Raw genomic sequence first — 24393 nt, forward strand, 5'->3', positions numbered from 1 at the left:
GGTGGGTGGGGTGGGCCAAGCAACTGGACCTGAGTCTCAGCGTCTGCATCCGGCCCTCTCGTGCTCAGCGTCCGGCAGATCCTGGGGCATTGAGAGATCAGCGAATTCACCAGAGCGTGCCGTGCGGTCAAGGCAGGATCATGAGTCGCGGAGACGTTAGATCGGGCGCCGTTATCGAAGCGGATCTGCCGTCAGTCGGTGACGTGCTGGTAGCAACTCACCTGGACTCCCGGGTCAGAGGCGGTCATAGCGATGACCGCCGAGTCCTCGTCGACGGCAGGTCGTTTACCACGCCCTCCGGGGCGGGTCGCCGCCTCCGCAGGAGGGCGACGAATGGCGGTTACTTCTGGGCGCTGAAGGACGGGAGTCGGTTGAGGGATGTTCGGGCCGAGTTCCTCGGTCAGGCTAGGCGAACGAATGATTCGGTACGGCATGCCGCCTCCGCCGCAGCCCGGCAGGCCTAGCCAGACGTCGGCAACAGGTTGCTCGCGGTACTCGACCAGCTCACCGCCAACTCGTCGCGGGCCCGGGTCGCGGCCACATACAGCAGGGACCGCTCGCGGAGGAGTGCGTCCGCCTTCTCCTCGTCCGAATAGTCGTAGTCGCTGAGCGTCTTCGGTACGGACTTGTCGGAGATGCCGAAGAGCAGCACCTTGACGAACTCGGTGCCCTTGGCTCGGTGCATGGTCATGACGACCGGATCGCCGGTCGGAACCGGCCCGCGATCGACTGCCCGCACCGTGACACCACGCTCTGCAAGACCCGCCACAACTCGATCACGCTGGTACCGATCCCGCACCAGAATCGCGATCGAATCAGACGGCAGTCCCTCCGCTTCGACCTCGGCCTCCCAGTCTCGGACGATCGTGGCGGCTTGATCGAACTCGTCCGCCATGGATGCACAGGGCAGCAGCTTCGGCCGGGGGCCGGTCCGCGCCGATCGGTAGCCGGAGGAGATCTCGCCCTCGTCCTCGAGATCGGAATAGTGCGCGTGCTCCAGGACGTCGACGGCGAACTTCAGGTTCTGCGCGGTGGTCCGATAGTTCAGAGTCAGTCGACGCGAGCGACCGGTGATCTTGAATCCGTACCTGGAGAGCACGAGCCGCTGCCCGTAGATCCGCTGGTGGGAGTCCTCGGCGATGAAGACGTCGTTCGGGCCTTCGGAGATCAGGGCGCGGATCAGTTGCCACTGCGCCGGGGACAGGTCCTGACCTTCGTCGACCAGCACATGGTCGAACAGACGGTCCGCCCCCGCTCGGGCCTGCCGCTCGAGATGGAGCGCGGCCAACGCGGCTGCCTCGCCGAAGTCGATCGCCCCAGCCCCACGCGCCGAGATCCGGAAGGCCTCGATGACCTGCCAGACGGCCGTACGCTCGGCTCTGCTGAGACGGATCCCTCGGCCAGGGCGCCGGATCCGGAGGTACTGCTCCTTGGTGATCACCCGGTTGGGCAGCACGACCATCGTGTACTCGGCGTGGAAGAACGCCGGCGTACGCAGCTGATCGGGGACGTCCTGACCAGCGGAGTCGATCGCATCACGCCACGCGGTGCCCCAGGTGAGTCGGCCGGTGATGGCCCCGTCGGGCGATCCGAGCAGCTCCTGCCGGGCGGCGGCAAGATCATCGGGGTTCGCCTGTTTCAGGACGGCGCTGGCCAAGGCATCGATGCCGGTCGCCCAGACGCCTGACGATCCGATTGTGGAGACCTGGGGGAGGTCCGGGTCGAGCCTCCGAAGGGTCTCGCCGAGATCGTCGGCCAGGTTCGTCGTGAAAGTCGTGAGCAGGATCCGGGCCTTCGGCCTGGCCTTGGCCAGGCGACGCGCACGGTGGACCAGTACGACGGTCTTTCCGGTGCCGGCACCGCCGGTGAGCCGGTACGCGCCCTTGTAGTCCCCCGTGACGTAACGGTCCTGTTCGGGATGCAGGAACGTGCGCCAGGCATCGAAGTTGCCTCCCTCGATGATGCGGCGGAGCTCCACGTTGTCCTCGATGAAGGCGTACGTCATCCGAGCGGCTGGATGTCTGAGGCCGGCGAGCAGAGTGGCGTCGGTGGTTTCGCGGTCGACCGGTGCCACCGCGGAGGAGATGCTCAGCTTCGCCTTTACGTCGGCGGCGGAGGTGCCGCCGGCAAGGTCGAGCAGCGCCATGCCCTGCCACTCGGGCAGACCCTCGACGAGGTCCATCAGGTCGTCCTCGGACGTGATCAGCGCGGCGGCCTCGGCCGCGGCTGCGTCGATGCCCAGCTCCTCGCGCAACTCCGCAGCCGTATGCCCGAGAAGGGTCGGCTTGTCGCTCGGCTTGGCGGCTGCGATTGGTGGCGCGTAGATGGCTGGTGGCGTCGCGTCCTCGAGGTAACGGATTTCGGTGATGCCGTTCACCGGGTTGACCGTCATCTTCGCTTTACGGGCCCGCTCGATCGCATCGTCGTGATTCCACACGCCGACGAAGACGTACGCCCGGCTGGCGACCTCGGTGAGGCGGAACAGCACGGCACGGAACTGCAGCGTGACCCGGCCGGTGCGCACTCGGGTATCCGCAGAGTTCTTGATCGGCTCGATGTGCAGGCCGGGGGCAGAGTCGTCGGTGGTGAGCTTCTCGAGAAACGCCATCGTCTCCTTGCGAAGGGTCGGGTCGATCTTCGCGCCCTTGCCCATGATCAACATGCAGTCACTCATGACGTGGTGGCCTCCTCGGCATCGTGCAATGCCCGTTGAATTGCCTCGAGATCGGGTTCGGAGATGACGGTCCAGCCGTCGGCGTGAAGATCGTCGATGTCCTGTGCGTCGTCGCCGTGCAGATAGACGACGCGAAGAGTTGGCCAAGCGAGATCGACCGGGATGCCGTAGCGGCCGATTTCCTCGCCCGCACTGGGCAACGGGACCGATGCTGCTGCGAGTTCGGTGACCAGTTGCCGGTCGACGTCGTCGATCATGGCGGCGTGGACGTCCAGCCACTCCGGCGACAGTTCGACGGTGATCTTCGTCGGCGTACTCAGATCGGCTCGGGGAGCGGAGGCGCGAGTCGTGATCATGACTGGGATCGAATGCCGTTGCAGCGCGTTGCTCAGTGACAGCCAGTCCCGCCAGGCGTCGTCGAAACCCTGGTTGCTGACCGCAGCGTCCGTGTCGTCGATCAGCGCGACGATCTCCCGGTGAGTACCGGCGAACCGGGCCGTCACGGTCAGGGCGCCGTTACGCCAGCAAATGGCTTGCGAGGCGCCGCCTGGTGGCAGCCAATGGTCGATCCAGTTCCTGGCGACCTCGACCAGGGAGATGTCCGGATCGATCGGTGTCACGGCGCCGCCGATCGTGAACAGGTACGGCATGATGTCGGCGAGATCCTGCTGTTCGCCGGCAGCCGGCTTCTCCAGCCATCGGCGGAGGAAGCCGATCGGTCCCTCGGTCAGTGTGTTGACGATGTTGACGATGCTTGGGCGTGCGTTGATCAACTTCGAGATGGCGCCTGGGTGGTACCACGAGGGCGCCGCCCGAGGATGATCAAGGTCCGCATCGGTCACGCCGAGGACGATGAAGCCGGCATCGCGCAGGGTGCGGCGTTTCTCGGCGTCGTCGGCGAGTCGATTGTGGGTCGGTGACGCATGGTAGGCGTACCCGTCGGTGAAGATTGCGATCCTCGGCACCTGGCCGCCGATCGGGGTGAGCACGAAGTCCGGCTTGGAGCCGTGCATCATCACCTGCGGTTCGAGCAACCACTGCCGGCCACCCGGCATCACCAGGCTCACCGTGTTGCCGGTCGGGCCCGGCACTTCCTTGATCGTGGCGGTCAGCGAGCGCGCCAGCTCGATGAACTTCTCGCGGAACCGAAGTTCGAGGTGTGAGCCAGGGTCCCGGGATCCCGGCGACTCCTGGGAATAGCTCCAGCTCATCTCCTCGGCCGGGGTGTCGAGGGTCGTGCCGTGGGTCAGGATGTCGCGCAGGTGACGTTCCGCGGCGGCCCGGGAGACCTGATCGGTGGCGTACGGCGGCGCGAACGGCAGCAGGCAGTGGTGGCAAGCGAGCCGGCTCTCGCTTTGGCAGCTGCACTCGGCGACGATCTTCCAGGCCGCGCGAAGCAATGCCCAGACCTGCTGCGGCTGGGCGAGTTCCGCCAGATAGCCGGTGCCACCGGGCACAAGATCATGAAGCAGCAAGGCCGGGCGGTTGGTGCCTTCGGGATCGGGATCGGGATCGACGGTCGGCAGGACACCGAGGTGGTCCGGTGATCCGCCGAACTGTTCCCGAAGTCCGAGCAGCAGGGCAGCGGTCAGGCTCGGCACCGCGAACGAGTCACCCATGGTCACCGACCAGGGCAGCGGGATCACGACTCCCTGCGTCTTCAAGGTCCGGGAGAGGAGGACGGTTTCGGTGTTCTCCTCGGTCGCCGTCCGGTAGCGGCACCAGGGCCGGTGCTCGTCCGGACGATTGGTCCGGCTGGTCTGATCGAGGACGCCGCAACCGGCACAGAGCCGGAACAGCTGTCCCGGCATTGTCTCGCCGGCGATCGTCCGCGCCGGACCGAAGCCGGACCTCGGGCCCAGATTGAACCAGCGGACCGTCAGTTGGCGGAGATAGCGGACCCCGAAGTCCAGGCCGTCGAGGAACCACTGTTCGGCACCGTCGAGGTTGATGTCGGCGGCCGGCACGATGGTGAACCTGGCTCGGCGGCGCTCGTCCCGATGATCGCTGATCCGGGCGTCGTCGCGGTGCGCGTGGGCAGAGACCCGTTCCAGCTCGACGACGCGGTAGCGCTGCCTGCTGTCGGTGATGGCGCTCGACCCACACCGGGGACACGGTCCGGATCCGCCACCGTGCAGGGCCGCCGTCCGTCGGGCAAAGCCGCAGCCTGGGCAGAGCGACCAGTCCTCGACCTTCTCGCCGTCGGACCCGAGGTCCACCGCGTCGATGGTGATCTCCATGCCTCGGGCATAGAACGTCGCACCGGGCGCGAACTCGTGCAGCGCAGTGGCCGAGGCCCGGCTGTGGGTCGAGTTGGCGTTGTCGTACTGCTGGGTCTCCGGGTCCAGCCAGCTGAGCGAGACGTCGAGCGTGACCCGGTCGTCGAGCAGCGTGTAGTTCGGGAGCAGGCCGTATTCCTCGAGCACTCCGATCCAGTATTCGCCGCGCAGGCCGGCCAGGGCGCCGCGGACCTGGCGGAGCGCAGCCTCGGCCTCCCGATGGGTGCGTTTGTCGTCCTCGGTCGCGGCCGGTGACTCCGCGCGTTTGCGGATGTCGTCCAGCGCGGTCTCGATCGATTTCTGCCGGTGCTGCAGCGTTTCCACCGTGACTTGCCAGCGGAGCGAGGCGTCGTGAAGTTGCCGCGACAGCCCGCTGGTGCCGGGACCATCGGTGGGTGTGGCCCAGGTTCGAAGGCTCCGTTCGGCAGCCGAGACCAGACGATCGAACCGGCCCAGGAATCTGTCCAGGTGCCGATCGGCATGCTCCTCGGCGTGCCTGATGAGCGCGCCGAGGAAGCTCCGGTGCTCCACGGAGCCGATGGCGGCCGTGGCCCGGCGCGGGTGCGGACGGCCCGGGTCACGGGCGAAGTCGTCGACGAGGTGCGCAATGTACTGCCGCTGCAGGATCTCCTCGGCGCTGAGGTACGTGGCTGGTGGCCGGACCGCACCGTCGATGATCGACAACGGGTCACCGAGCCGCGGAAGTTGATCACCGCGACCCGTGACGTAGGCGAGGTTGAGCGAATTGCCGGTCAGTCGTCCGGCGCGTCCGACGCGTTGCAGGTAGGAGGCAACGGTCTTCGGCAACGACGCGAGCAGCACCGAGGAGAGATCGCCGATGTCGATGCCCATCTCCAGGGTCGGGGTCGCGACCAGCACGTTGGGCGCTCCCGGTTCCTGGCCCGCGGCGCGGAAGGCGGTCTCGTAGGCGATCCGGTCCTGTGGTTCGAGCAGACTGGAGTGCTCTCGCGAGATCACCCGCCGCATGTCCGGCGACGCGTAGAGATGACGGTAGTAGTTGTCCTCGACGGGCGTCGGCTTCAACTGTCCCGGGCAACGAACCAACAGGCACGGCGCCTCGTCCAGTTGATCGATGACGGCGGCGCTGCCCGGGTGCTCGGTCTGGCAGACCGAGCAGGTCAGCCGGAAATGGCCCTTGCCGAGTCCGTCGAGGTCGGCCGGAGTGACCACGATCGAGTGGGCCGGAATCGCGTAGGCGGTGCCGCTGCCGGCCGGTTTGGCGAGCAGTACGTCGTCGCGGGCGAGCCGATCCAGCAGCGCGCGGGCGAGCCGCGCGCCGTGGCCGGGCGGAACGCCGAGCACTCGGCCGGTCCAGCGGGCGTACCAACTCTGCGGATTGGTCACGCTGTCCAGCAGGGATTCGGCCTTCTTCGTGCTGTCCTTGCCGACTCTGGGGAAGGCGGGCGCTGTTCCGCCCTTCGGGAACGCGGGCATTCCGCCGGCCCGATCGCGGCCGCCCCAGATCCGGTAGCGCGACCCGTCCTCGGCGATGTACTTGTCCAGCCACTGATGATCGATGCCACCCTGGGTTCGCATGTGCTCGAGCACGCCGCGAACCCATGCGACGATCTGCCGGTCCGAGATGTCCGTTCCCTGAGCTTGTCGAAGGGCATCCGGATTCAACTCCGCCTGATACTCAGCTCCCTCCAACGCAGCCCGACCCATGCTGGCCAATCGCACACCGGTCCCGGCATCGACCTCGACCACCAGTGATCCGGTGGCTTCCAGGGTGCGGCCGATCCGCGAGTGCACGCCGAACTCGCACGCAAGATCGAACTGCAGGCGTCGCCGGACCGCTTGCCGGGTTCGGTTCGGGATGGCCGAGGATTTCCAGTACGGATCGAAGAGCGTGCGACCGATCAACTCCGGCGCCAGCAGCCGGTAGCGGCGGAACCGGTCCGATCCGGCATCGTTGATCATGGCGTCGACGAGCAGGTCGAGGCTGATCGGTTCCGTGATGCAGGTGCGAATCGCCGAACGCAGCGTGAGGGCGTGCGAGCGGGACTCGATGAATCCGGCGCGGTGTGCGGCGTCCTGCACGCTGTCGGTGAAGACCAGCGCCTTCTTCTCGGAGGTGTCGATGTGGCCGGCGCCGAACAGGGACGACAGACTGACCGACAGCAGGGTGGCGATCGCGGAACCGAGGAACCGGATGCTGTCCGTCGTGTCGCAGGCCGGGCAATGATCTTGCTGTGACTTGGCGTCCGCGTCATCGGTGAGCGTCAGCACCGGCAGGATCTCACCGCTCAGCAGATCCTCGTCGTTCGCCGCTGGCCGCTTCCTGAGCAGCTCGCGATGTTTGGTGTGAAACCAGGCCAGTCCTTCCTGCCCCTTGCCCGAGTCGGCGGACTCCTCATTCGCCGCGTCCTCCCTCGGCGCGTGAATCAGTGCGCGGAAACGGCCTTCCCTGGCGGCGTGCCTGGGCCGGATCTGGGTGTCGTCGGCGGTCAGATTGAGCCCGGTCGGTGCCAGCTCGACGCCCCAGCCGGATCGGCCACAGTTGCGACAGTAAATGGCCGGGAACGCCGGCGGCACCGAGTCGCCGGTGGTCGGATCGTCCGGGACCAGCGCGCCATCATCGGACCATCGGTAGTCCGGCGCCGACGTGGCGACCCGGTCGATCCGGGTCAGTTCGCGAACCCACAGATGCGCTTCGACACTGACGAAGTCCCGTCCGGCGATGCCGCGGAGGTGGCTCAAAGCGGCGATCAATTGGGTGATGAAGGTCTGCCCGACAGCGTCGGACACCTCACGAGGCAGGACCTCGGCCGCCAGGTCCCGGAGCCCTCTGGCCCGCCCCGTGGCCTCGACCAGCCGTCGGACCACCGGATGGGATCGGGCCAATCCAACCAGTTCGGCGTCGGTGAATGGTTGCTCCTGCGCAACCCTCAGGAGATTGTCGCCGTGTACGAGCACCCCCTCCGCGTCGACACTGCGATGCTCGTAGAGCCCGGCCAGCACGGTCTGGGCCAGCTCTGCCCCGTCGATGACCTTGTCCGCAGCGTCGGAGGTCAGCCCTGCGAGCAAGCTGGGAGTTACCTGATCGACCGCCACCAGCCCGCGCCGTTCGACATGATCATCGGGATCACGAGCCCAATCGTCGACCGACGACCGCGACTCGGTGATCACCGCATCCTCCGTGAACGGCTCTCCGAACACCTCGGTCGCGAACTCGATCATGGCCGAGGGGTCGCCGCCGTCACCCAAGGTCGCCGACGTGGCCACCGGCGTAACTTTCCCCAACGGCGACGCGCCCCCTTCGTTCCCTGAGCCTGTCGAAGGGCGAACCACATCCCGCTCCGAACGCTCCGAACCCCGAAACGCGTCCAACGCAATCCCGAGCCGCCGCAGCAGCATCGCCACATCCGTGCCCTGCGCCCCGTCGTAGGTATGGAACTCATCCAGCACCAGATACTGCAGGCTGTCCGCACTCTGCTGCCACAAGGTCTGGTCCTCGTGCCGCAGCAGCAGTTGATCAAGCATCTTGTAGTTGGTGAGCAGGATGTCCGGCGCCCGGTCCCGGATGATCTCCCGCGACCTGATCAAGCTCTCGGCGGTCACCTTGGTGGGTGCCGGATCCGGCTCGTCGCCCGTGTACAGCGCGGCGGTGATCCCGGCCAGCCGTTGATCACCGGCGATCAGCCCGGCGAGCCGGCCCGCCTGGTCGTTGGCCAGCGCGTTCATCGGATAGAGGATCAGCGCCTTGGTCCCGGTGATCCCGGCCGCCCGGGCGCGGAGCACATGATCGATGATCGGGTAGAGGAACGACTCGGTCTTGCCCGACCCGGTGCCGGTCGTCACCAGCGTCGGCTGCGGCCGCTCGATGCCGGTGGTCCCACGGCTGCTCAACCGCGCGAACGCCGCCGCCTGATGGCCATACGGCACGAACGTCTCCGGCAGCCAATCCAGCAATGACTCCCAGCCCGGCGCGGCTGGCTCGAACGGCAACCGGAGCCGGACATAGGGACCCTTGAACATCCCGTCCGTCTCGTGCTGCAGGAAGTCCTCCAACGCGAGCCGAGCATCGCTATCGGCCAGCGCGAACGTCGTCGCCAGGTAGTCGATCAGCGCGTTGCGAAGGTCCTGCGCCTGCGTCGTCGGGAGCAGCCGTCCCATCAGCGTTCCCGCATCCGCCGCTCGAACTCCGCATACGCCCGCCGCATGTCCTCCTCGCGATCGAACGTCCGGAACGGCAGCTCATAGACGTAGGTGTTCCCCGCCTGATTCGTCGCCGTCCGCTCCTCCTCCGTGATCCTGTCCCCCTTGGCCCGCCACACCCTGAGTACGGAGTTCGGCACGAGGCGGCCGTTGACGTCATAGGTGTAGTCGTTGTGGTCATAGCCATAGAGGACGGCGAACTGGGTTCGGTAGACGGTGCAGAGCTCATCGGCGGTGACGCCGAGTATTAGTGCGACCAGAGCATCGATCTCCACCTGCGCCTGTCGACGATCGAAATCGATTCGCAGAGGTGTCGCAGATGTCCATCCCGCCGTCACCGCACTCAGGTGTGCAGTGTTGGCCTCGTCAGTCCTCGTCCAATCGTCCGTTCGGAACTCTTGCTGGAACAGGCTGCGCCAGAGTGGCGCGTATGCCTCGGTAACAGCGTTGAGCCTGGCCGTGCGAAGCGCAACTGGTGTTGTCAAATCGGATTCTGAGTCCAGCTCGGGGAGCCGGAAGATGGTCGATCCTGTGATCGCCGACTTGGGGGTAGCACGCACAGCGAAGTCGGCGAGCAATGAACTGGTCACCGCTGCCAGCAGAACCAGATCCATCGGCGAAGGTGCCGCCAGCGAACTAACGGTGTGAACGTGTGCAGTGCCGGGCGGGATGATGGCGGAAATCAGGGTACGTTCGCCAGTGTTGGCCGCCATCGCCCGCCATGCAAGTCGATAATGATCACGCGCCGCGATCTCGCCATCCTCGCCCCAGTGGGTGTAGGCGGCGTCGTAGATGGCGCGTCGGCCAGCGGGCTTGTAGGCGGTGACGGGGATGGCGTCAGCTTCGAGCGTTTCGAAGTCGGTAGCCGACCAATCCTGCTGATTTCGCATGCTGGCGTTCGGTGACTTGTACAGCGGGGCGTTTACGAAGAGGTGTGGCCCCTGCAGGATCGCCTCCGCCCAGGAATCTGGGGCGCCCCATCGCTGAACAAACCGGCCTTTAGTTCGATCATTCTTCTCATGCCATCCGGGGGAAAAGCGAAGATCGAGCTGGACAAGCCTTGGCGCGCGCGCGACCTTCCTTAACACACCGGCGACCGCAGTGTTTACCGTATAAAGCATGCGTGTCTGATTGATGGGGACGGCGCTATTCTCCAAAGTGTCGTGCCACGATCGAAGCGTATCCTGAGTTACAGTGAATATCCGGTCACGATGCGGGCGAAGGTCCCATTGTCCATTTTCGTCCTTGAATCCGGGTACCGGGCCGGAACCATCGTGGTTAAACGATCGTACAACTGTGTCAGGATGGTAGAGGCTTGTCGCATGTAGGAATCTGACATCCATGCGGATTCCAAAGATGCTCAAACCCCAGTGCTTCTGATCCTGGATCTCGAAGAGTTGGAGTTCGTTGATGAACTCCCAATGGCGCCGGAGACGATGGTAGTTCTCGGCACGAAAGGCGCCGGCTCTCTCGTCAGTAAAGTGCGTCTCGTAGTGAATTACGGCTGAGATTCCGTGAGCATTGGAATGATTCCATGTTGCTGAGATAAAGCAGCGATAAAGGTCTGGTTGGAGACCATCGAGGAGTGGAAAGTTTGTCCCTGAGCCGACATATTCGGCTAATGCGACTAGGTCTGTTGCTCCACGAATCAGCAGATCCCGGATGCCGGGCAGGGCTAGGGTCACAGCCCGCTTGGTCGCCCGCCACTCCTCACTAGGTTTGAGCGCTAGTTGCCACCACGGATCGCCCTCGGCGAGGAGTGTGTCGACATCCGTGCGTGGACGAACCCAAGGCGGATTTCCGATCTGAAGATCAAAACCGCCACGGCCGAACACGGTGGAGAAGTCGAGTTCCCAGTGGAAGAAGCCCTGTTGCTTCGCCACTTGGGCAGACACCCGCAGCCACGGGTGGTCCTCGAGCACCTTCTCAACCGGTTGCGTAACAGCAAGTCGAAGATCGAGGTCTTCGGCGTCGCCGAGCTCGGCCCAGTCACCGGGGACAGCAAAGGTGTCCATGCCAGGCTTGCGCAGCTTGACCGGATCGCGGCCGACGATCTTCGCGCACGCTTCCAGCCAGTCGTCCAGAGTCGGCAGGCTGGTCCACGTCGACGGGTCCCCGTGTTCGCCATGCAGCGGCCAGAACCAGAGAGTGCACCAGGCGTCCATGATCATCCGGAGCCGTCGGTAGGCGCCGTCCGGATTGGCGAGGGTTTGCTCGATCTCTTCGCGGCTGACGGAGCTTCCGTGCAGCTCAGCATCCCTGCCCCACAAGGGGATGTCGCGCCAGGACTCCCGTTCCGCGATCTCCAGGCGGCGGTAGGCGAACTGCCAGAGCGTCTCGACCCGGCGGGAGAGTTCGACCAGCTGGTCGACCTGCTTCTTGGTCGGCTTGGCTTTGATCCGCTTCCGCCACTCCTTGAGCCGATCGGTCGCCTCGGGGGCGAGCTCCTTCGCCTCCTTCGCCTCGGCGGTCGCGCCCCAGCCGGAGGCCGGAACGAGGAAATGGTGGATCCGCCCGCGCACGTCGGCCATGGTGTTCTTCTCGATCGCCGCTGCAAGATCAGAAACCGGGACGTCCTTGGGCGGCGCGTCCAACCAGGTCTTGGAGGTCACCTGATCACGTGTATAGAAGGCGTGCCGGGCGCCTATCAGCGAGTTGCCGCGGCGAAGTCGGAGGCCGAACCACGGAGCCTGCAGGCCTTTCGCCATGGTGTCGAGCCAGAGTGAGACCTCGGCCAGCTCGACGGCGGTGGAGTTCAGGTCGACGCCGTACACCTGGTGCAGAGCGAGGTAGGCCTTCACCCGCTGCAGCTCGGTCGGGTACTCCTCCGGTGGGATCTTCTCGCCCAGTTCGTTCTGCCGGCGTTCGAGGTACTCGGTGGCGAGCTGTCGTACCGCCTCGATCGCGAACGCACCCGAGCCGAGGGCCGGCTCACAGACCGTGAGCGAGAGGATTTCCTCGGCTGTGGTGGTGTGCCCGTCCTGATCAAGCAGTTCGGCCAGCGCCTGACTCACTGTGAAGCGGGTCAGCACCTCAGGGGTGTAGTAGGACGCCGACTGCTGGCGTTCCCGCCCGGACAACCGGTAGACGAAGGTTCCGCGCCGGTGCAGCACCGGCTTCAGTTCGCCGGTGTCCGGGTCCTCGACGCGGACGAAGTCGTCCTCGTCGATGTCGTCGATCCGGTCCGGCGGCACGACCCAGGAACCCTTCTCCGGATTGCCGTTCTTCGCCACCTCGTAGAGATCGGTCTCGGCGAAGAAGCCGGTGTAGGACATCAGGCCCTCGTAGACCGCGCCGAGCTGGTTGATCCCAAGATCAACATAGGAGATGAAGCCGCGATCCCGGCCGCGCGACTGCTTGCTCAGCAACAGCCGCTGCAGCACCTGCTGGAGCGCGAAGTTGCCGAGCCCGGTCTCGTCGATCAGGGCGGTCGCGGGCGGAGCGAACAGGTCCGCCCGCAGCTCGTTGAACTCCAGACCTTCCGCACCGGAGTCCTCGCCATGGTCGGGTCGATGACCATGGTCGACGAGCCGGAACAGGAGTTGCAGCGACTCGTAGAAGTGGGTGCCGTTCCGGCTCTGCAGCGAAGCGATCGGATTGAGTACCAGCTCGCGGAGCCGATCCAGGCTGTAGCCCTGGCCGTACTCGGGTGCGCCGACCGGCAGCACGCCGAGCTCGGGCGACGCCTCGGCGTACAGGAGGAACAGGATCCGGTAGAGATACCGCAGCGATTGCACGGCCAGCGGCTGAGCCTGGTCCTGGGGCAGGGGAGGCATGCCTTGAGCGGCACGTCGGGCGACGACTTCGTTGGCGATGATCTCGATCGATCGCCGTACGCCCTCGCGAAGGTCCTTGCTGACTCCGACGGTGTGCTTCACCGACTCGGCCAGCACAGTTGTCCACCAGACGTCGCCGTCGGCATCTGGGCCGAGCGAGGCGGCGTCGAGGCAGGTCAGCGCCTTGTCGATCTCGCCGCCGCGCTTGCCGTCGTTGCGTTCCGCGACGGCCTGCAGGTCGATGCCGAGGTAGCGACCCTCGGCCCAGCGATCACGATCCGCGACGACCGCCCAACGCCCGGCCAACACCAGCGCGAACGATGGACCGGAGTCGTCGAGGAACAGCCGGGACAACAGCCGGCCGATCGACGTCACCTCCTCCTCGTCTTCCTCGGGCTGGTACGGCTCCAGCAGGGTCTCCGCGTCGCGGGCCACTACATCGTCCAGGGTCTCGGTGGGCCGTCCTTCGATGATCACCAGCGGGAATCCCTCGACTCCCGGCGTTCCGTACCTCAGCACCGGGCCGTCCTGTTTGACGGAGAACCCGCCGGCACCGAAGCCGAAAATGTCGCGCAGGCGACGATAGAGGTCGGTGACCGCTGAGGAATCGACGGTCGTGTCGGCCTCGTACAGGACCGCGAACTCGGTCTCCAGATGCCGGCGATCGGCCAGGAATCGCGAGCGGGTAGTGTCCCCGCCTTCCGACTTGTCCCATTCGGTGCGCCGCGCCAGCACCTTGGCGTGGAACGTCTCGCTGCGGCTCTCGGAGTTGAAGTAGTGCTCGCTGATCCAGTCCTCGACGACGATCAGCGCGTCGCTGGCGGCCATCAGCGCTTTCCTCCCTTGCTCGCCCGCTTCGTCTTCTCGGGTACGAGGACCAGCAGCGGACGAATCAGGTGCCGGTCGGGACCCAGGTCGGAAGTCAGCAGTTCCTCGGCCTGCACGGCGGTGCGGCGCTGGTTCAGTTCCGATCGCTGGATCAGGGCGTTGGCATCGTCGACCCAGCGGGCCGCCCGCCGCTGCCAGGCTCCGATCCGTTCTAAGGCGGCGGTCCTGGCTTGCTCGGTCAGCAGTTCGAGTTGCTGAGTGGCTTCCCGCACCGCCGGCCGGAGCAGGGCCTGAAGTTGATCAAGGTCGCGGACCGGGCCGGGGTTGTGCCGCTGCTCGGCCAGTCCGGTCGCGTCGGCGAGTGCCGCGATCGACGGGTACGGCGTCACCAGTGCGAAGCCTGGATTGTCGGGATTGGGGAACTCGACGGTCAGGAAGCTCGCGGCCACCACCTGGCCACGCTTGTTGGTCAGCGTCCCGTACAACACGAAGGTCGGCTGGTCGACACCGCCGCGGACCACGAACAACCGCTGCCGGGACAAGATCGCCAGGGCCCGGTCCGCGGCCCAGTCCAACACCGGGTGCAGCGGGCCGAGAAAATGCGCCTCGGGCCAGGTCGAATCCGAGGAGTCGGTGAGCGCGTCCGCGAGCGCGGCTTGACCGCGCTGAGCGGTCACGGCCAGCTTCAGTTCTCGATCGACCTGCCGGTCCCGCAGATAGGACTGCGGCAGCACCCGGAGTCGTTGCCGGAGATCAGCCGGCGGAGCCAGTTGCACCAAGCCGTGGTCGGGGAACTCGCGCCAGCGGACGCCGCCGCCGTCGCCGCGTTCCTCGGCGCTCGGGTCGCCGTAGATCTCCTCGAGCGCGTCGCGGAGGAAGTCCACGTCCTGCTCGTACAAGCCCAGCGCTGGCCGGGTCAGTAGCGCACTGGGGTCTGCCGGTGCCATCGCTGTGAGGTCGTTCAGCAGCCCGGCGAGCGAATCGGCTTCGGCCAGGACAGCCTCGACATCGGGCACGGCATCGTCGAGGTCTCGTTGTCCAGCCAGGACGCGCCGAATCTCCTCCTCCTCGGCCTCGACCGAGTACTTGCCCATCAGCGCGGCCGAGTCACCGAGAGCGGTGTGGGCCTGCGCCTCCTTCTGCAGCAGCCGGCTGAGCACCCGGAGGTCGCCCGCGAAGCGCTTGCTCGCCGGATTCAGCAGCAGGGTTGTGATCTGCGGCCTCGTCCGCTGGCCGAAACGATCAATTCGACCGTTCCGTTGCTCGATCCTGATCAAGCTCCACGGGATGTCGTAGTGGATCAGTTCGTGGCATTGCGCGTGCAGGTTCACCCCCTCCGAGGCGATGTCGCCGGTGATCAACAACCGGATCGGCGAGCTCGACTGCTTGAACGAGTCGATGATCTGCTGCTGCTCGATGTCGGACAGCCCGCCGTGCAGGACGACGACGGCTTCATGATCAAGTTTGAGGTCGGCGATCAGGTGCTCGCGGAGCCAGGTCAGTGTTGCGACCCGTTCGGCGAAGATCACGGCGCGTTCATCGGAGGCACGCCCGATCCCGATTTCACCGAGGTAGTCGACGAGCCGGTCGTACTTGCCGCCGGCAGAGCGGAGACAGTCGTCGTTCAACTCGTCCAATCGATCCAAGGCTTCGGCTTCATCGCGGGCTGCCGCGCCGTCACCGAGCCGGCTCCGGCGATTGGCCAGCGTCTCCCGCAGCGCTGCCGGCGAAGACAGGAACGCCTTGGCCAGCGTCCACGGAAACAGCGTGCTCGCCCGTCCGGAATAGGGATTGCGGCCCGAATCTGGATACAGCCAAGTCCGCTCCAGCTCCTCGGCCACCGCGTCCTCCGCCGGAGAGGCGTCGACCAGCAGGTGGCGCGGTTCCTTGCGCTGAGCCCAGTCGCCGCCGACCACCTCGGCCACCTCCGGACTGTGCCGATGCCGCCGTACGACGATCCGCTTGACCTCTTCGGGGTTCAGCTCACCCTCCGGGGTCACCGCGGTCGGTTCCAGCAGCCGGATCAGTTCGGCGAAGGACTCCTTGGTCCCGTTGTGCGGCGTCGCCGACGCCAAGATCAGCGCGTCGGTCTTGGGTGCCAGGGTCCGAGCCAGCTGATTGTTCTGCGTCGCGGAGTTGGTGACGTTGTGCGACTCGTCGATCACCACCGCATCCCAGTGATGCCGGCGAAGATTCTGCGCGAACCGCTCCTGCTTCAACGTGTCGATCGAGATGATCACCCGCTGGAAGTAGCTGAACGGGTTCCGAGTCGCCGGCAACTCCTGCTTGATCCGCTGGATTCCGACCGAGTCCAGCCGGACGAACGGCAGTGCGAACCTGGTCCACAGCTCGTGCTGCATCTGCTCCAGCACATGGCGCGGGGTCACGATCAGCACCCGATCGGCGCGACCTCGCCGCGCCAGCTCGGACAGGATGAAGCCAATCTCAAGCGTCTTGCCGAGACCCACGGCATCGGCCAGCAGGATCCGTGGACGCAGATTGTCCGGATCAAGCGCGCGACGTACGGCCGTCTGCTGGTAGACCAGCGGAGTAGCCAGCATCTTGTCGGTGATCACCGGCTCTGGATCGGCAATCGGCACCGGCGTCTTGCGAACCGTCGCCTCGAGCCAGAGCTTCGAACGCCGGTAGGACGGCGAATCGTCGCCGACCAAGATCAGATTCCCCGGATCCTGGGTGGTGATCGTGTCCAGCGAACTGTAGAACGACGCCGTGGTTCCCTGAACCAGTTCGGACAGGCCTTGGACATGGAACAGTGGACCGTCCGCCGTGTTGTCGATCGACGAGACCAACCACTCCTCGTCCCGGACAACAATGACCGAACCAGGTGCAATCTCCACCGCAGTGCCTCCCACTCCCGTCGCCGAAGCTAACACGACCATGCAGCGAGCGGTCCTGAAGCTGGGTCCATTCTGAGCAACCGGTTGCGTCGGCGGGCGGATTCGACGAAATTGCGATCACTTCGTTGGCCTCGGATCAGATCTCGGTCATGCCGGGTCGGCCGTCGCGGACTTCCACCCTGTCGCTCGAGCCACCCTTCGACAGAGGTAAGAGATGATGCTGAGAGCATCGAGACAGTCGTGCCAGGAGTAGACACCGACCTTCTCGAGGTGGCGGATCGACTGGTGGCTCGAAGGATTGCGGAAGGCGGCCAGGACGCCGCGTGCGAGGTTCCCGTGGCCGTCCTCGAACGAGTGGCGTGAGGCCTGAGCGATCCGCGTCGTGTCGAAACATCCCAGGAGCGTCAGACGACGGGACTCCTCCCGGCCGAAACAATCGTTGATCAGTCGATCCTCAGCCGTGTCGTAGTCACCTGTCACCTCGCGGAGCAGCTCGACGAAGGCTTTGAAGCCTTCGACAACCGCAGCAAGATACTGCTCACTCCGGTAGAAGGGCGCCGCCGCTTGTTGCACCACGGGATGGAGAGTGCGCCAGAACAGATCGGCGTAGAGCGGCGCCAGTTCTTGCAGCTCCGACACCGCGTTGCTCATCGCCGTGTCCGAAAGGTCCGACTCCTCAGACGTCAGGATGTCAAGCAGTCGACCGACGTTGCGAGCCTTGGACCGGTCCTTGATCGATGCTTTCCACTCACCCGGGTCGATCCCGGTCTTGTCCCGAGTCACCTTCACCCGGGCAGCATCCCGCTGTCGGCGGCGATCCTGCGCGATAGCCATCACCGTCTCCCGCAGGATCGCAGCAAAGATGCGGGACTCGGGCATCTCCCAGTTCACGGCTCGGCGATCCGTCGCGATCACGTCGGGCTTGATCTCGTCGAGTCTGTCGATCTGTACGTACCCCGTCAGATAGGCATAGGCATAGCTCGAGTCGGAGGCGGCGAAGAACTCGGGCTCGTTGACCATGCGACCGTTCGCGTACACGGTGATCCCGCGGACCTGGGTCGGCAGCGGCTTGCGAGCCGCCACGATCCGACCGGCGACGCCGTTGGCGGCAAGGCCGGTCCGCAGCTCGTCCGACAGGACGCCGCAGTCCGGCAGCTCCCACTCGAACTCCGCATCGATCCCTTCGAGGCGGATCGTCGCGTTCACAGGATGAGCCTGGCGGTCCCGGCCTACGACGGACACGGCCAAGTCATTGTCGGCGTAGTTGAACAGCCGCGAGAGGCTGGCCGCGAGATCGGCCGGACTGATGTCGCTCTTGCGATCGAGGCGCCGAATGGTAACGGTGGTCCCGTGACTCCGCGGATCCTTGGGAAAGGGCGTTTCCTGAGGCGAGTACACCGCACCGCCGCCACGCAGTTCGTCCCAGTCCAGCGTGATGGAGGTGCCGTACGAGTGATCAGCTCGGCCGGTACGCACCTCGACGACTCCGCCGATGCCGAAGAGCGCGAGCTTGCCGAGCCCCTTCTTGCCGGAGACCTTCCGCCGGCCCGATTCCGAGACATCGCTGTCCATGTGGGCACGTCGATTGCGGCCGATCCTCAGGTACTTGTCCTGGACGTCGTCGCGAGACATCCCGTGACCGTTGTCCCGGACAGCGATGGTCTGATCCGGACCTCTGCCATTGACGACCACCTCGATGACACTGGCGTCGGCGTCGAACGCGTTGGCGACCAGTTCGGCGACGGCGTTCGGCAATCGCGAATACATGTTGGATCCGAGGTGCTCGATCGTCGCCGGATCGAATGACAGCTGCAGCGGGTCGTCTCCCATGCCACCCCCTGCCCGCTCACGGAACGGCTGTGGCGATGAGCTTACCGATAGCTGTTGCCAGCTCCAGCGGCACCGCGTTCCCGATCTGACGGGCGATGGCCACCTTGCTCCCGACCCACCGATAGTCGTCGGGGAAACCCTGAAGCCGAGCAGCCTCGTGATGTGTGATCGCCCGGTGCTCGGTCGGATGCAAGTAGCGCCCCTTCTCCGGCTTGAAGAATTCGGTCCTGATCGTCACCGATGGCTTGTTCCAGTGCAGCCGGCCCATCACGTCCCATGAGCCGCTCCTGTGCCGGCGCCAGCACGGCGCGAGCAGCTCATCCGGAATGTTGTGTCGATTGCCGCCCTCCGGAATGGCGGCGAACCGGCGCAGTGACAGGTCTTCGTACCGCCTGGTCAGATGCAGTTCGGCGCTTGTGAATACTCCTGGGAGTTCCTGGCCGGAGAACTGCGTCCAGCGGTTGGGCAGTGCTTGGTGAACGACGACCTCTGGCAACCCCTGCAGGCGATCCTTGACATGGACCCGGTGGTCCTTGTCGTGCGTCGTGGTCGGCCATCCGGGGAACGGGAGGTCACGGAGATGTCCGATCATCACGGCGCGTTTGCGTTCTTGGCCGGCACCGTGGTCGGCCGCATTGAGCACCACGGCCCTGACGTCCCAGTCCCGCAGGTCTCCGTGCTCGATCCGCTCCCGGAACTTCTCGAACTGCGGACTGCGCAGGAACATGCTGACGTTCTCGACGACGAAGTAGCTCGGCCGGGACCGCAACAGGGTGTGTGCATACTGCTCCCACAGCTGATTCCGATCGTCGTTCACGTCCTGCTTCCCCAGGGATGAGAACCCCTGGCAGGGCGGACCACCCACGACGACATCGACCTCGGGCACCGATCCCTCGTCGAGCCAGTCGGCGATGTCGCCGCAGTGGACGTCGGCTTCCGGATGGTTCGCGTGGAAAGTCGCGGCGGCGGCGACATCGTGCTCGACGGCGGCGATGGTGCGAAATCTCTTGTCGGCCCGATGGAAGCCGGCTGTGAGGCCCCCGGCGCCGCTGAACAGGTCCAGGACGCGGATCTGCCTCTCAGCCATGGGCGCGAGTGGACGCGAGGGTCATGTGCTCACGGTAATCGGGCAGGCTGACGATCTTGACGGGACTCGCCGGCTGGATGCGGAGGGGTGTAGAACATCCAGGGTGGAGCCGGTCGTGGCCTCGAGCGCTTCGGTGGCGGCGAGGATGGCGCGTCAGCGTCGGCGTGACACCTCGCCGGAGCTCGGTCTGCGCAAGCTGCTGCACCGTAGCGGCTACCGCTATCGCGTGGATGCTCCGTTGCCCGGAATGCCGCGGCGGCGAGCCGATCTGCTGTTCACCCGGGCGAAGGTCGCGATCTTCGTGGACGGCTGTTTCTGGCACAGCTGTCCGGTCCATGCCACCGCGCCGGTGGCGAACGGCGCGTGGTGGGCGGCGAAGCTGGCGGCCAACCGCGATCGCGATCGCGACACCGACGAGCGGCTGCGGCAGGCCGGCTGGACCCCGGTCCGGATCTGGGAGTGCACCCCCTTGCCGGAGGCCGTCGAAACGGTCGTGGCTGCGCTGGAGCAAGACGGACATTGACATACCGCTACTCCAGGATCATCTCTGCGAGCCCGGATCCGGGAAGATCAAAATCTCCGATGATCATGATTCGGTCGAGGAACTGGTTGCGGTGTTCGCAACTCGTCTCCGGCAGCAGCAGGCAGGCGTGACAGGCGGCAAGGTTTAGGCTGTCGGCTCCGGACGGGCCGGACTCGGCGCAGACCGGATCCGCGGAGCACCACTCGGCACGTCGGAGCGCGTTCATCATCACTTTCCCGAAGCGGTTCTCCTCGGCGAGTGCGGCGAGGCCGCCGAGGCTGCCGGCGGAGTCGGAGGACGCGGTGTAGATCAGGAAGCCGGATTGATCGTCCTCGGCGTAGACCCGTTCTCGGAGCGAGCCGGCGGGATAGCCGGCGTCCATGCTCATCTCCTGGAGGACTGCGTGCGCCAGTGAATGGAGTACCACGAAGCGGGCCGACACCGGAGGTGACGGCGGCAGTTTGAGCTCCTGATCGCGCCGCGCCTGGGCGTCGTTGATCATCCGGATCCGGTTCCTGACCGACTCAGCATGCTCCCAGTCGACGAGGATGTCGTTGTGGGTTCGGACGAAGACGCCCTCGCCGAGTACTTCGACAGCGGGGAGCCACGACGGTCGCTGCAACGACAGTGCGGTCCCGTTGCTCCTCGCCTGATCCCGCAACGGGACGGGATTGACGCGCGAGAAGCCCTGAAGTGCGCGGACCTCTCGGAGCCGGGACACCTCACCGACCTCGAAGACGAGGTCAGTGATGTCGTCGGCCGCCGGGCCGGTGGTGCAGACGAAGTTGTCGGCGCCATTGGTCTCGTTGCCGCGGCACAACGCTTCGTACTCGTCGCGGCGGAGTTCGCTCTCGGTGGGAACGTGATCACTGGTCAGTCCCCTGCGCCGGTGAACCAGGCCGATGATCTCGGCGGGCTTGATCCTCTCCGTCTCGGCAAGATCCTCGGCGGCTCTGCTCAGTGCTTGATCATCCATTCCTCTCAGCAGCTTCCAGTGCTTCTCGACCAATCGGGCGGCTTCCCCGGACCACGGTGGGATCGAGATCGCCGAGCGCACCGTCCCGAACCAGACGTTGGAGGAGCCGCGTTGCAGGGCTCGCAGCGGCCTGTCGCAGTCCTGGGGTTCGGCGTCCAGCAGCCACGGTCGGAGGCCGTGGCAGCGGGTGACCTCCCGCAGTGCGGTCTTGCCGAACGACCCGTTCATGCTCACCGGCGTGACGCCACAGGAGCAGCTGATCTCGATGTCGGCCAGGGACGACGACTGACCGCGCGCGGTGATCTTGAGTTGGTGCCCGCGACCGCTGCCGCTGTCCTGGCGACTGTGCACCCACTGGAAGTACGGGAAGTCCTCGATGTGGCCGTCCTCGCAGCAGGCGACGAATCGTGACGGTGTCAGCTCGCGGCTGCAGTCACGACACTCCAGGCGATCACTGGTGGCACCGAGGTCGGAGGGCTTGCCGAGCTTGCGACAGCCTGCACAGTAGTGCATCACCGGAAACCTGGTGACCGGCACGTCCCGACGGCCGGTGGCCGGCGGGGCTCGGAACTCGTCGACGCCGAGGGAGAGGGCGAGCCGGGGCTCGTCCACCAGGTCGGCTCGTCTCTCGTCCCAGGAGTCGATCCCGCAGACCATAAAACACTGATCACCTGCGGGGATCAGCGACCCGACGCCGTAGGTCGTCACCAACTGACTCTGCCGGGTGCTACCGATCTCAATCCGTGCCACGGGTCCTCCTACGCGCTCGAGCCAGGTAGAGGCTGCTGGTCCGGTCGACGTTGCGCAGGCTGGTCAGGGTCGGCCAGGGCGCTTCGCGTACGGGAAATGTCTCGTGTGCGAGCTGTCCTGACGTGAACGGACCGCCGCCGGCCGGGACCATGAGCGCGGATCCGGGGTCGCGCCAACCGGCGTACTTGCGGACACCCCCGACTTGGACAGCGTTCCGCCAGAAGTCAACGAGAGTCTCGAGTCCCTCGGCGACCTTGTCGACGGCATCGGGATCGACGCGTTCTGCCCGGGCGATGATCGCGTTGACGACGTCGTCGAGGGTCGGGTCGTCGACCGCGATGGCAACGCTCGAGTCCGACGCCGACGACGGCACGGTGTGTCGGGCGAGGCTGACCAGGACACCATGCAGCGCTCGATCGAGGGCGCGGCGGGCGAACGGGGTCGTGCCGGTGGGTTCCACCTGCTGGTAGAGCGTGCGGTGGTAGGTCGTGAACGACTCGTAGTGCGACAGATCCCGCGACCTCGCCGCGTTGTACAGGGTGAAGACCAATCCTGGGAATCGACGGCCGACCCGGGAGGTCGCCTGGATGTACTCGGCCGTCGTCTGCGGCTGGCCCATGACCACCATGAGCGCGAGACGGTCGACGTCCACCCCGACGGAGATCATGTTCGTCGCCAGCACGAGGTCCGGGCTGCCCGGCTCCGGGTATCGGGTCGCCAACGCCTGCAACTCGAGCGGGATCTCGGTGGAACGCTTGCGGGATGTCATCTCCCGCGGCTCACGGACCCCGCGCATGGTCGCGTTGTTGCGGCCGGCGAGGACGCCGATCCGATCCGGTACGTCGTCGACGCACTGGATGTAGGCCGCACCGAGGACCCTGAGGCTGTTGAAGTAGCCGAGCAACGTCCAGTAGGCATCCCGGACCTCGTCGTCCACCTCCAGTTCCTGGCCGGCCTGGAGCAGCGCGGCATAGGTCCTGATCATCAGGGTCGCGTGGCTGGCGCCGGGCGCCATCACTCCGACGTAGTGCCGGGTTCCTCGTTCCTCGGGCGGCGCATCGACCGCGAAGAACGAGTCACCGGCGTCGATCCCGGGAGGCGGGAACAGGCTGGCCGTACGGTCGAACACGGCCTTCACCTGCTCGTCGGCGCGTCTGATCGTGGCAGTTGAAGCGACGAGCTTCGGCCGGCTGCGACCAGTGGCCAGGTGATCGACCGCGGTTTCGTAGAGGCCGACAAGCGTCCCCAGCGGGCCGCTGATGAGATGCAACTCGTCCTGGATCACCAGATCTGGGCGTTCGAACTTCCCGTCGACGGAGAACAGCTGTCCGGCTCGTTCCTGCCAGGCCAACATCGCGAACTTGTCCACAGTTCCGATGACCAGGGAGGGTCGTTCTCGGTAGACGTCGGAGTCGACCAGGTGCACCGGGAGGCCTTGCCGGAACTCGCAGAGCTGGTCGGAGCAGCGCACGACCAACCGGTCCGCTCGAGTGTCCGCGTCGTAACTTTCCGGCGGCAGCCCGGCACCGCACCACGGGCAATTCAGTAGTTGTCGGGGATCCCCCTCGTCCGCGTCCTCGGGGGAGCCGGTGGCGCGCCGCAACACCTTCGCCGCGGTTTTCACGTCGTTCGGAGTGGCGCCCTGCCCGAGCCACAGACCGATCGAGATCGGCGCCGCGTCCGGCAGCTTATTCCGGCGCCAATGCTCCAGGGCGCAGATCAGGCCGGCTGCTCGCTCGAATTGCTGGATGGTGAGAAGCCGCAGGGTGTATCGCATCAGGACTGCGACGCCCCCGCCGTCACCCGTTCGGAGTCGACGCAACACCAGCGTGAACGCGATCAGCCCGAGGTACGCCTCGGTCTTGCCGCCTCCGGTGGGGAACCAGAGCAGATCGGCCTCCTCCCGGTCGGGTGATCCGGGCTCGGCCAGACCTTCCAGGTTGAGCAGAATGAACGCCAGCTGGAACGGGCGCCACTGGAACTCAGCCGTCGGGAGAGTTCCGGACCTGATCAATTCCTGCCGTGCTCGTTGCTCCTGCATCGCCCGGTTCATCACCTGGAAGGCCTGCAGCGCCTGGGCGCTCTGCTCCAGCACGAAGATGCCTGCCCGCATCCGGACCACCGCACGACGTCCTTCGTCGATGTGGGAGCGAGCGGTCTCGGCATGGTCGGCCTCGAGCCGGTCGACCTGGGCCGCCTTGGCGTCGATCCACCGTTCGTAGGCGTCCACGAGACCATGGAGCGACTCCGTGCTGGTCGTTCGGCTCAGAGTCTCCATCCCGAGCTCAGGGACGTCGCTCCTGTCGGCGCGGGCGATCAGAAGATCGTGGTCGGGGAAGAAGGTCGTCTCCAGCCGGTCCACAGGCTCGCCGGACTGCCAGGTCACCGAGCATCCGTGCCCGACCGCCAGATGGCGTTGTCGACGATGCAGCAGCTCCGCGCTGCGCTCGTCGCGATCGAGCCGGCGAGCAGACCGCGGAGGTCTGCGGTCGACGAATCCGCCGCCGACCGCCCGGACCGAGAGCTTCGGTCGGAACCAACACCGCGCCGGATCCCGCATCTCAGTGCCCTCGCCACGGACGTTGATCAGGACGACAGTCACGCTGACGACTCCGTCGCGGGGAGGTCGGACC

At 65.9% G+C, this 24393-nt stretch carries 9 protein-coding genes; 1 reads left to right on the plus strand and 8 read right to left on the minus strand.

The genetic code is table 11. From position 1 onward, the window contains the following. Positions 1–460: 460 nt before the first annotated feature. From AC6CCG_RS20560 to AC6CCG_RS20585, 6 genes are all read right to left on the minus strand, one after another. Entirely contained in the window at positions 461–2674 is a 2214-nt protein-coding gene (locus AC6CCG_RS20560) for a UvrD-helicase domain-containing protein (protein ID WP_496656498.1), read from the minus strand. Continuing rightward, positions 2671–9090, minus strand: coding sequence for a DEAD/DEAH box helicase (locus AC6CCG_RS20565; RefSeq protein WP_496656499.1), 6420 nt, complete (start codon positions 9088–9090; stop codon positions 2671–2673). Before AC6CCG_RS20565 ends, AC6CCG_RS20560 begins: the two co-directional genes overlap by 4 nt. After that, the gene (locus AC6CCG_RS20570) at positions 9090–13736 is read right to left on the minus strand and encodes an Eco57I restriction-modification methylase domain-containing protein (RefSeq protein ID WP_496656500.1); all 4647 of its coding nucleotides are present in this window, start codon (positions 13734–13736) and stop codon (positions 9090–9092) included. Before AC6CCG_RS20570 ends, AC6CCG_RS20565 begins: the two co-directional genes overlap by 1 nt. Then, positions 13736–16636 carry a helicase-related protein gene (locus AC6CCG_RS20575; protein ID WP_496656501.1) on the minus strand — a complete coding sequence of 967 codons (2901 nt, stop codon included), beginning with the start codon at positions 16634–16636 and terminating at the stop codon, positions 13736–13738. Before AC6CCG_RS20575 ends, AC6CCG_RS20570 begins: the two co-directional genes overlap by 1 nt. Before the next feature lie 105 nt (positions 16637–16741). Beyond that, positions 16742–18424 carry a TIGR02391 family protein gene (locus tag AC6CCG_RS20580; RefSeq protein WP_496656502.1) on the minus strand — a complete coding sequence of 561 codons (1683 nt, stop codon included), beginning with the start codon at positions 18422–18424 and terminating at the stop codon, positions 16742–16744. 16 nt (positions 18425–18440) lie between these two features. Beyond that, on the minus strand, positions 18441–19511 hold the full coding sequence (locus AC6CCG_RS20585) for a DNA cytosine methyltransferase (RefSeq protein ID WP_496656503.1): 1071 nt from the start codon (positions 19509–19511) through the stop codon (positions 18441–18443). A 103-nt stretch (positions 19512–19614) separates the two neighbouring features. On the opposite strand from AC6CCG_RS20585, the gene vsr reads away from it, so the two are divergent. After that, positions 19615–20034 (plus strand): DNA mismatch endonuclease Vsr, encoded by a 420-nt coding sequence (gene vsr, locus AC6CCG_RS20590; RefSeq protein WP_496656505.1) that lies wholly within the window; start codon positions 19615–19617, stop codon positions 20032–20034. 7 nt (positions 20035–20041) lie between these two features. Here vsr and drmB read toward each other — a convergent pair whose 3' ends face one another. Beyond that, positions 20042–21760: a DrmB family protein gene (gene drmB, locus AC6CCG_RS20595; RefSeq protein WP_496656507.1), complete on the minus strand. Its 1719-nt coding sequence runs from the start codon at positions 21758–21760 to the stop codon at positions 20042–20044. After that, positions 21747–24146 carry a helicase-related protein gene (locus AC6CCG_RS20600; RefSeq protein WP_496656508.1) on the minus strand — a complete coding sequence of 800 codons (2400 nt, stop codon included), beginning with the start codon at positions 24144–24146 and terminating at the stop codon, positions 21747–21749. Before AC6CCG_RS20600 ends, drmB begins: the two co-directional genes overlap by 14 nt. Positions 24147–24393 lie beyond the last annotated feature (247 nt).

It is taken from the genome of Microlunatus sp. YIM B11417 (genome assembly GCF_059617205.1).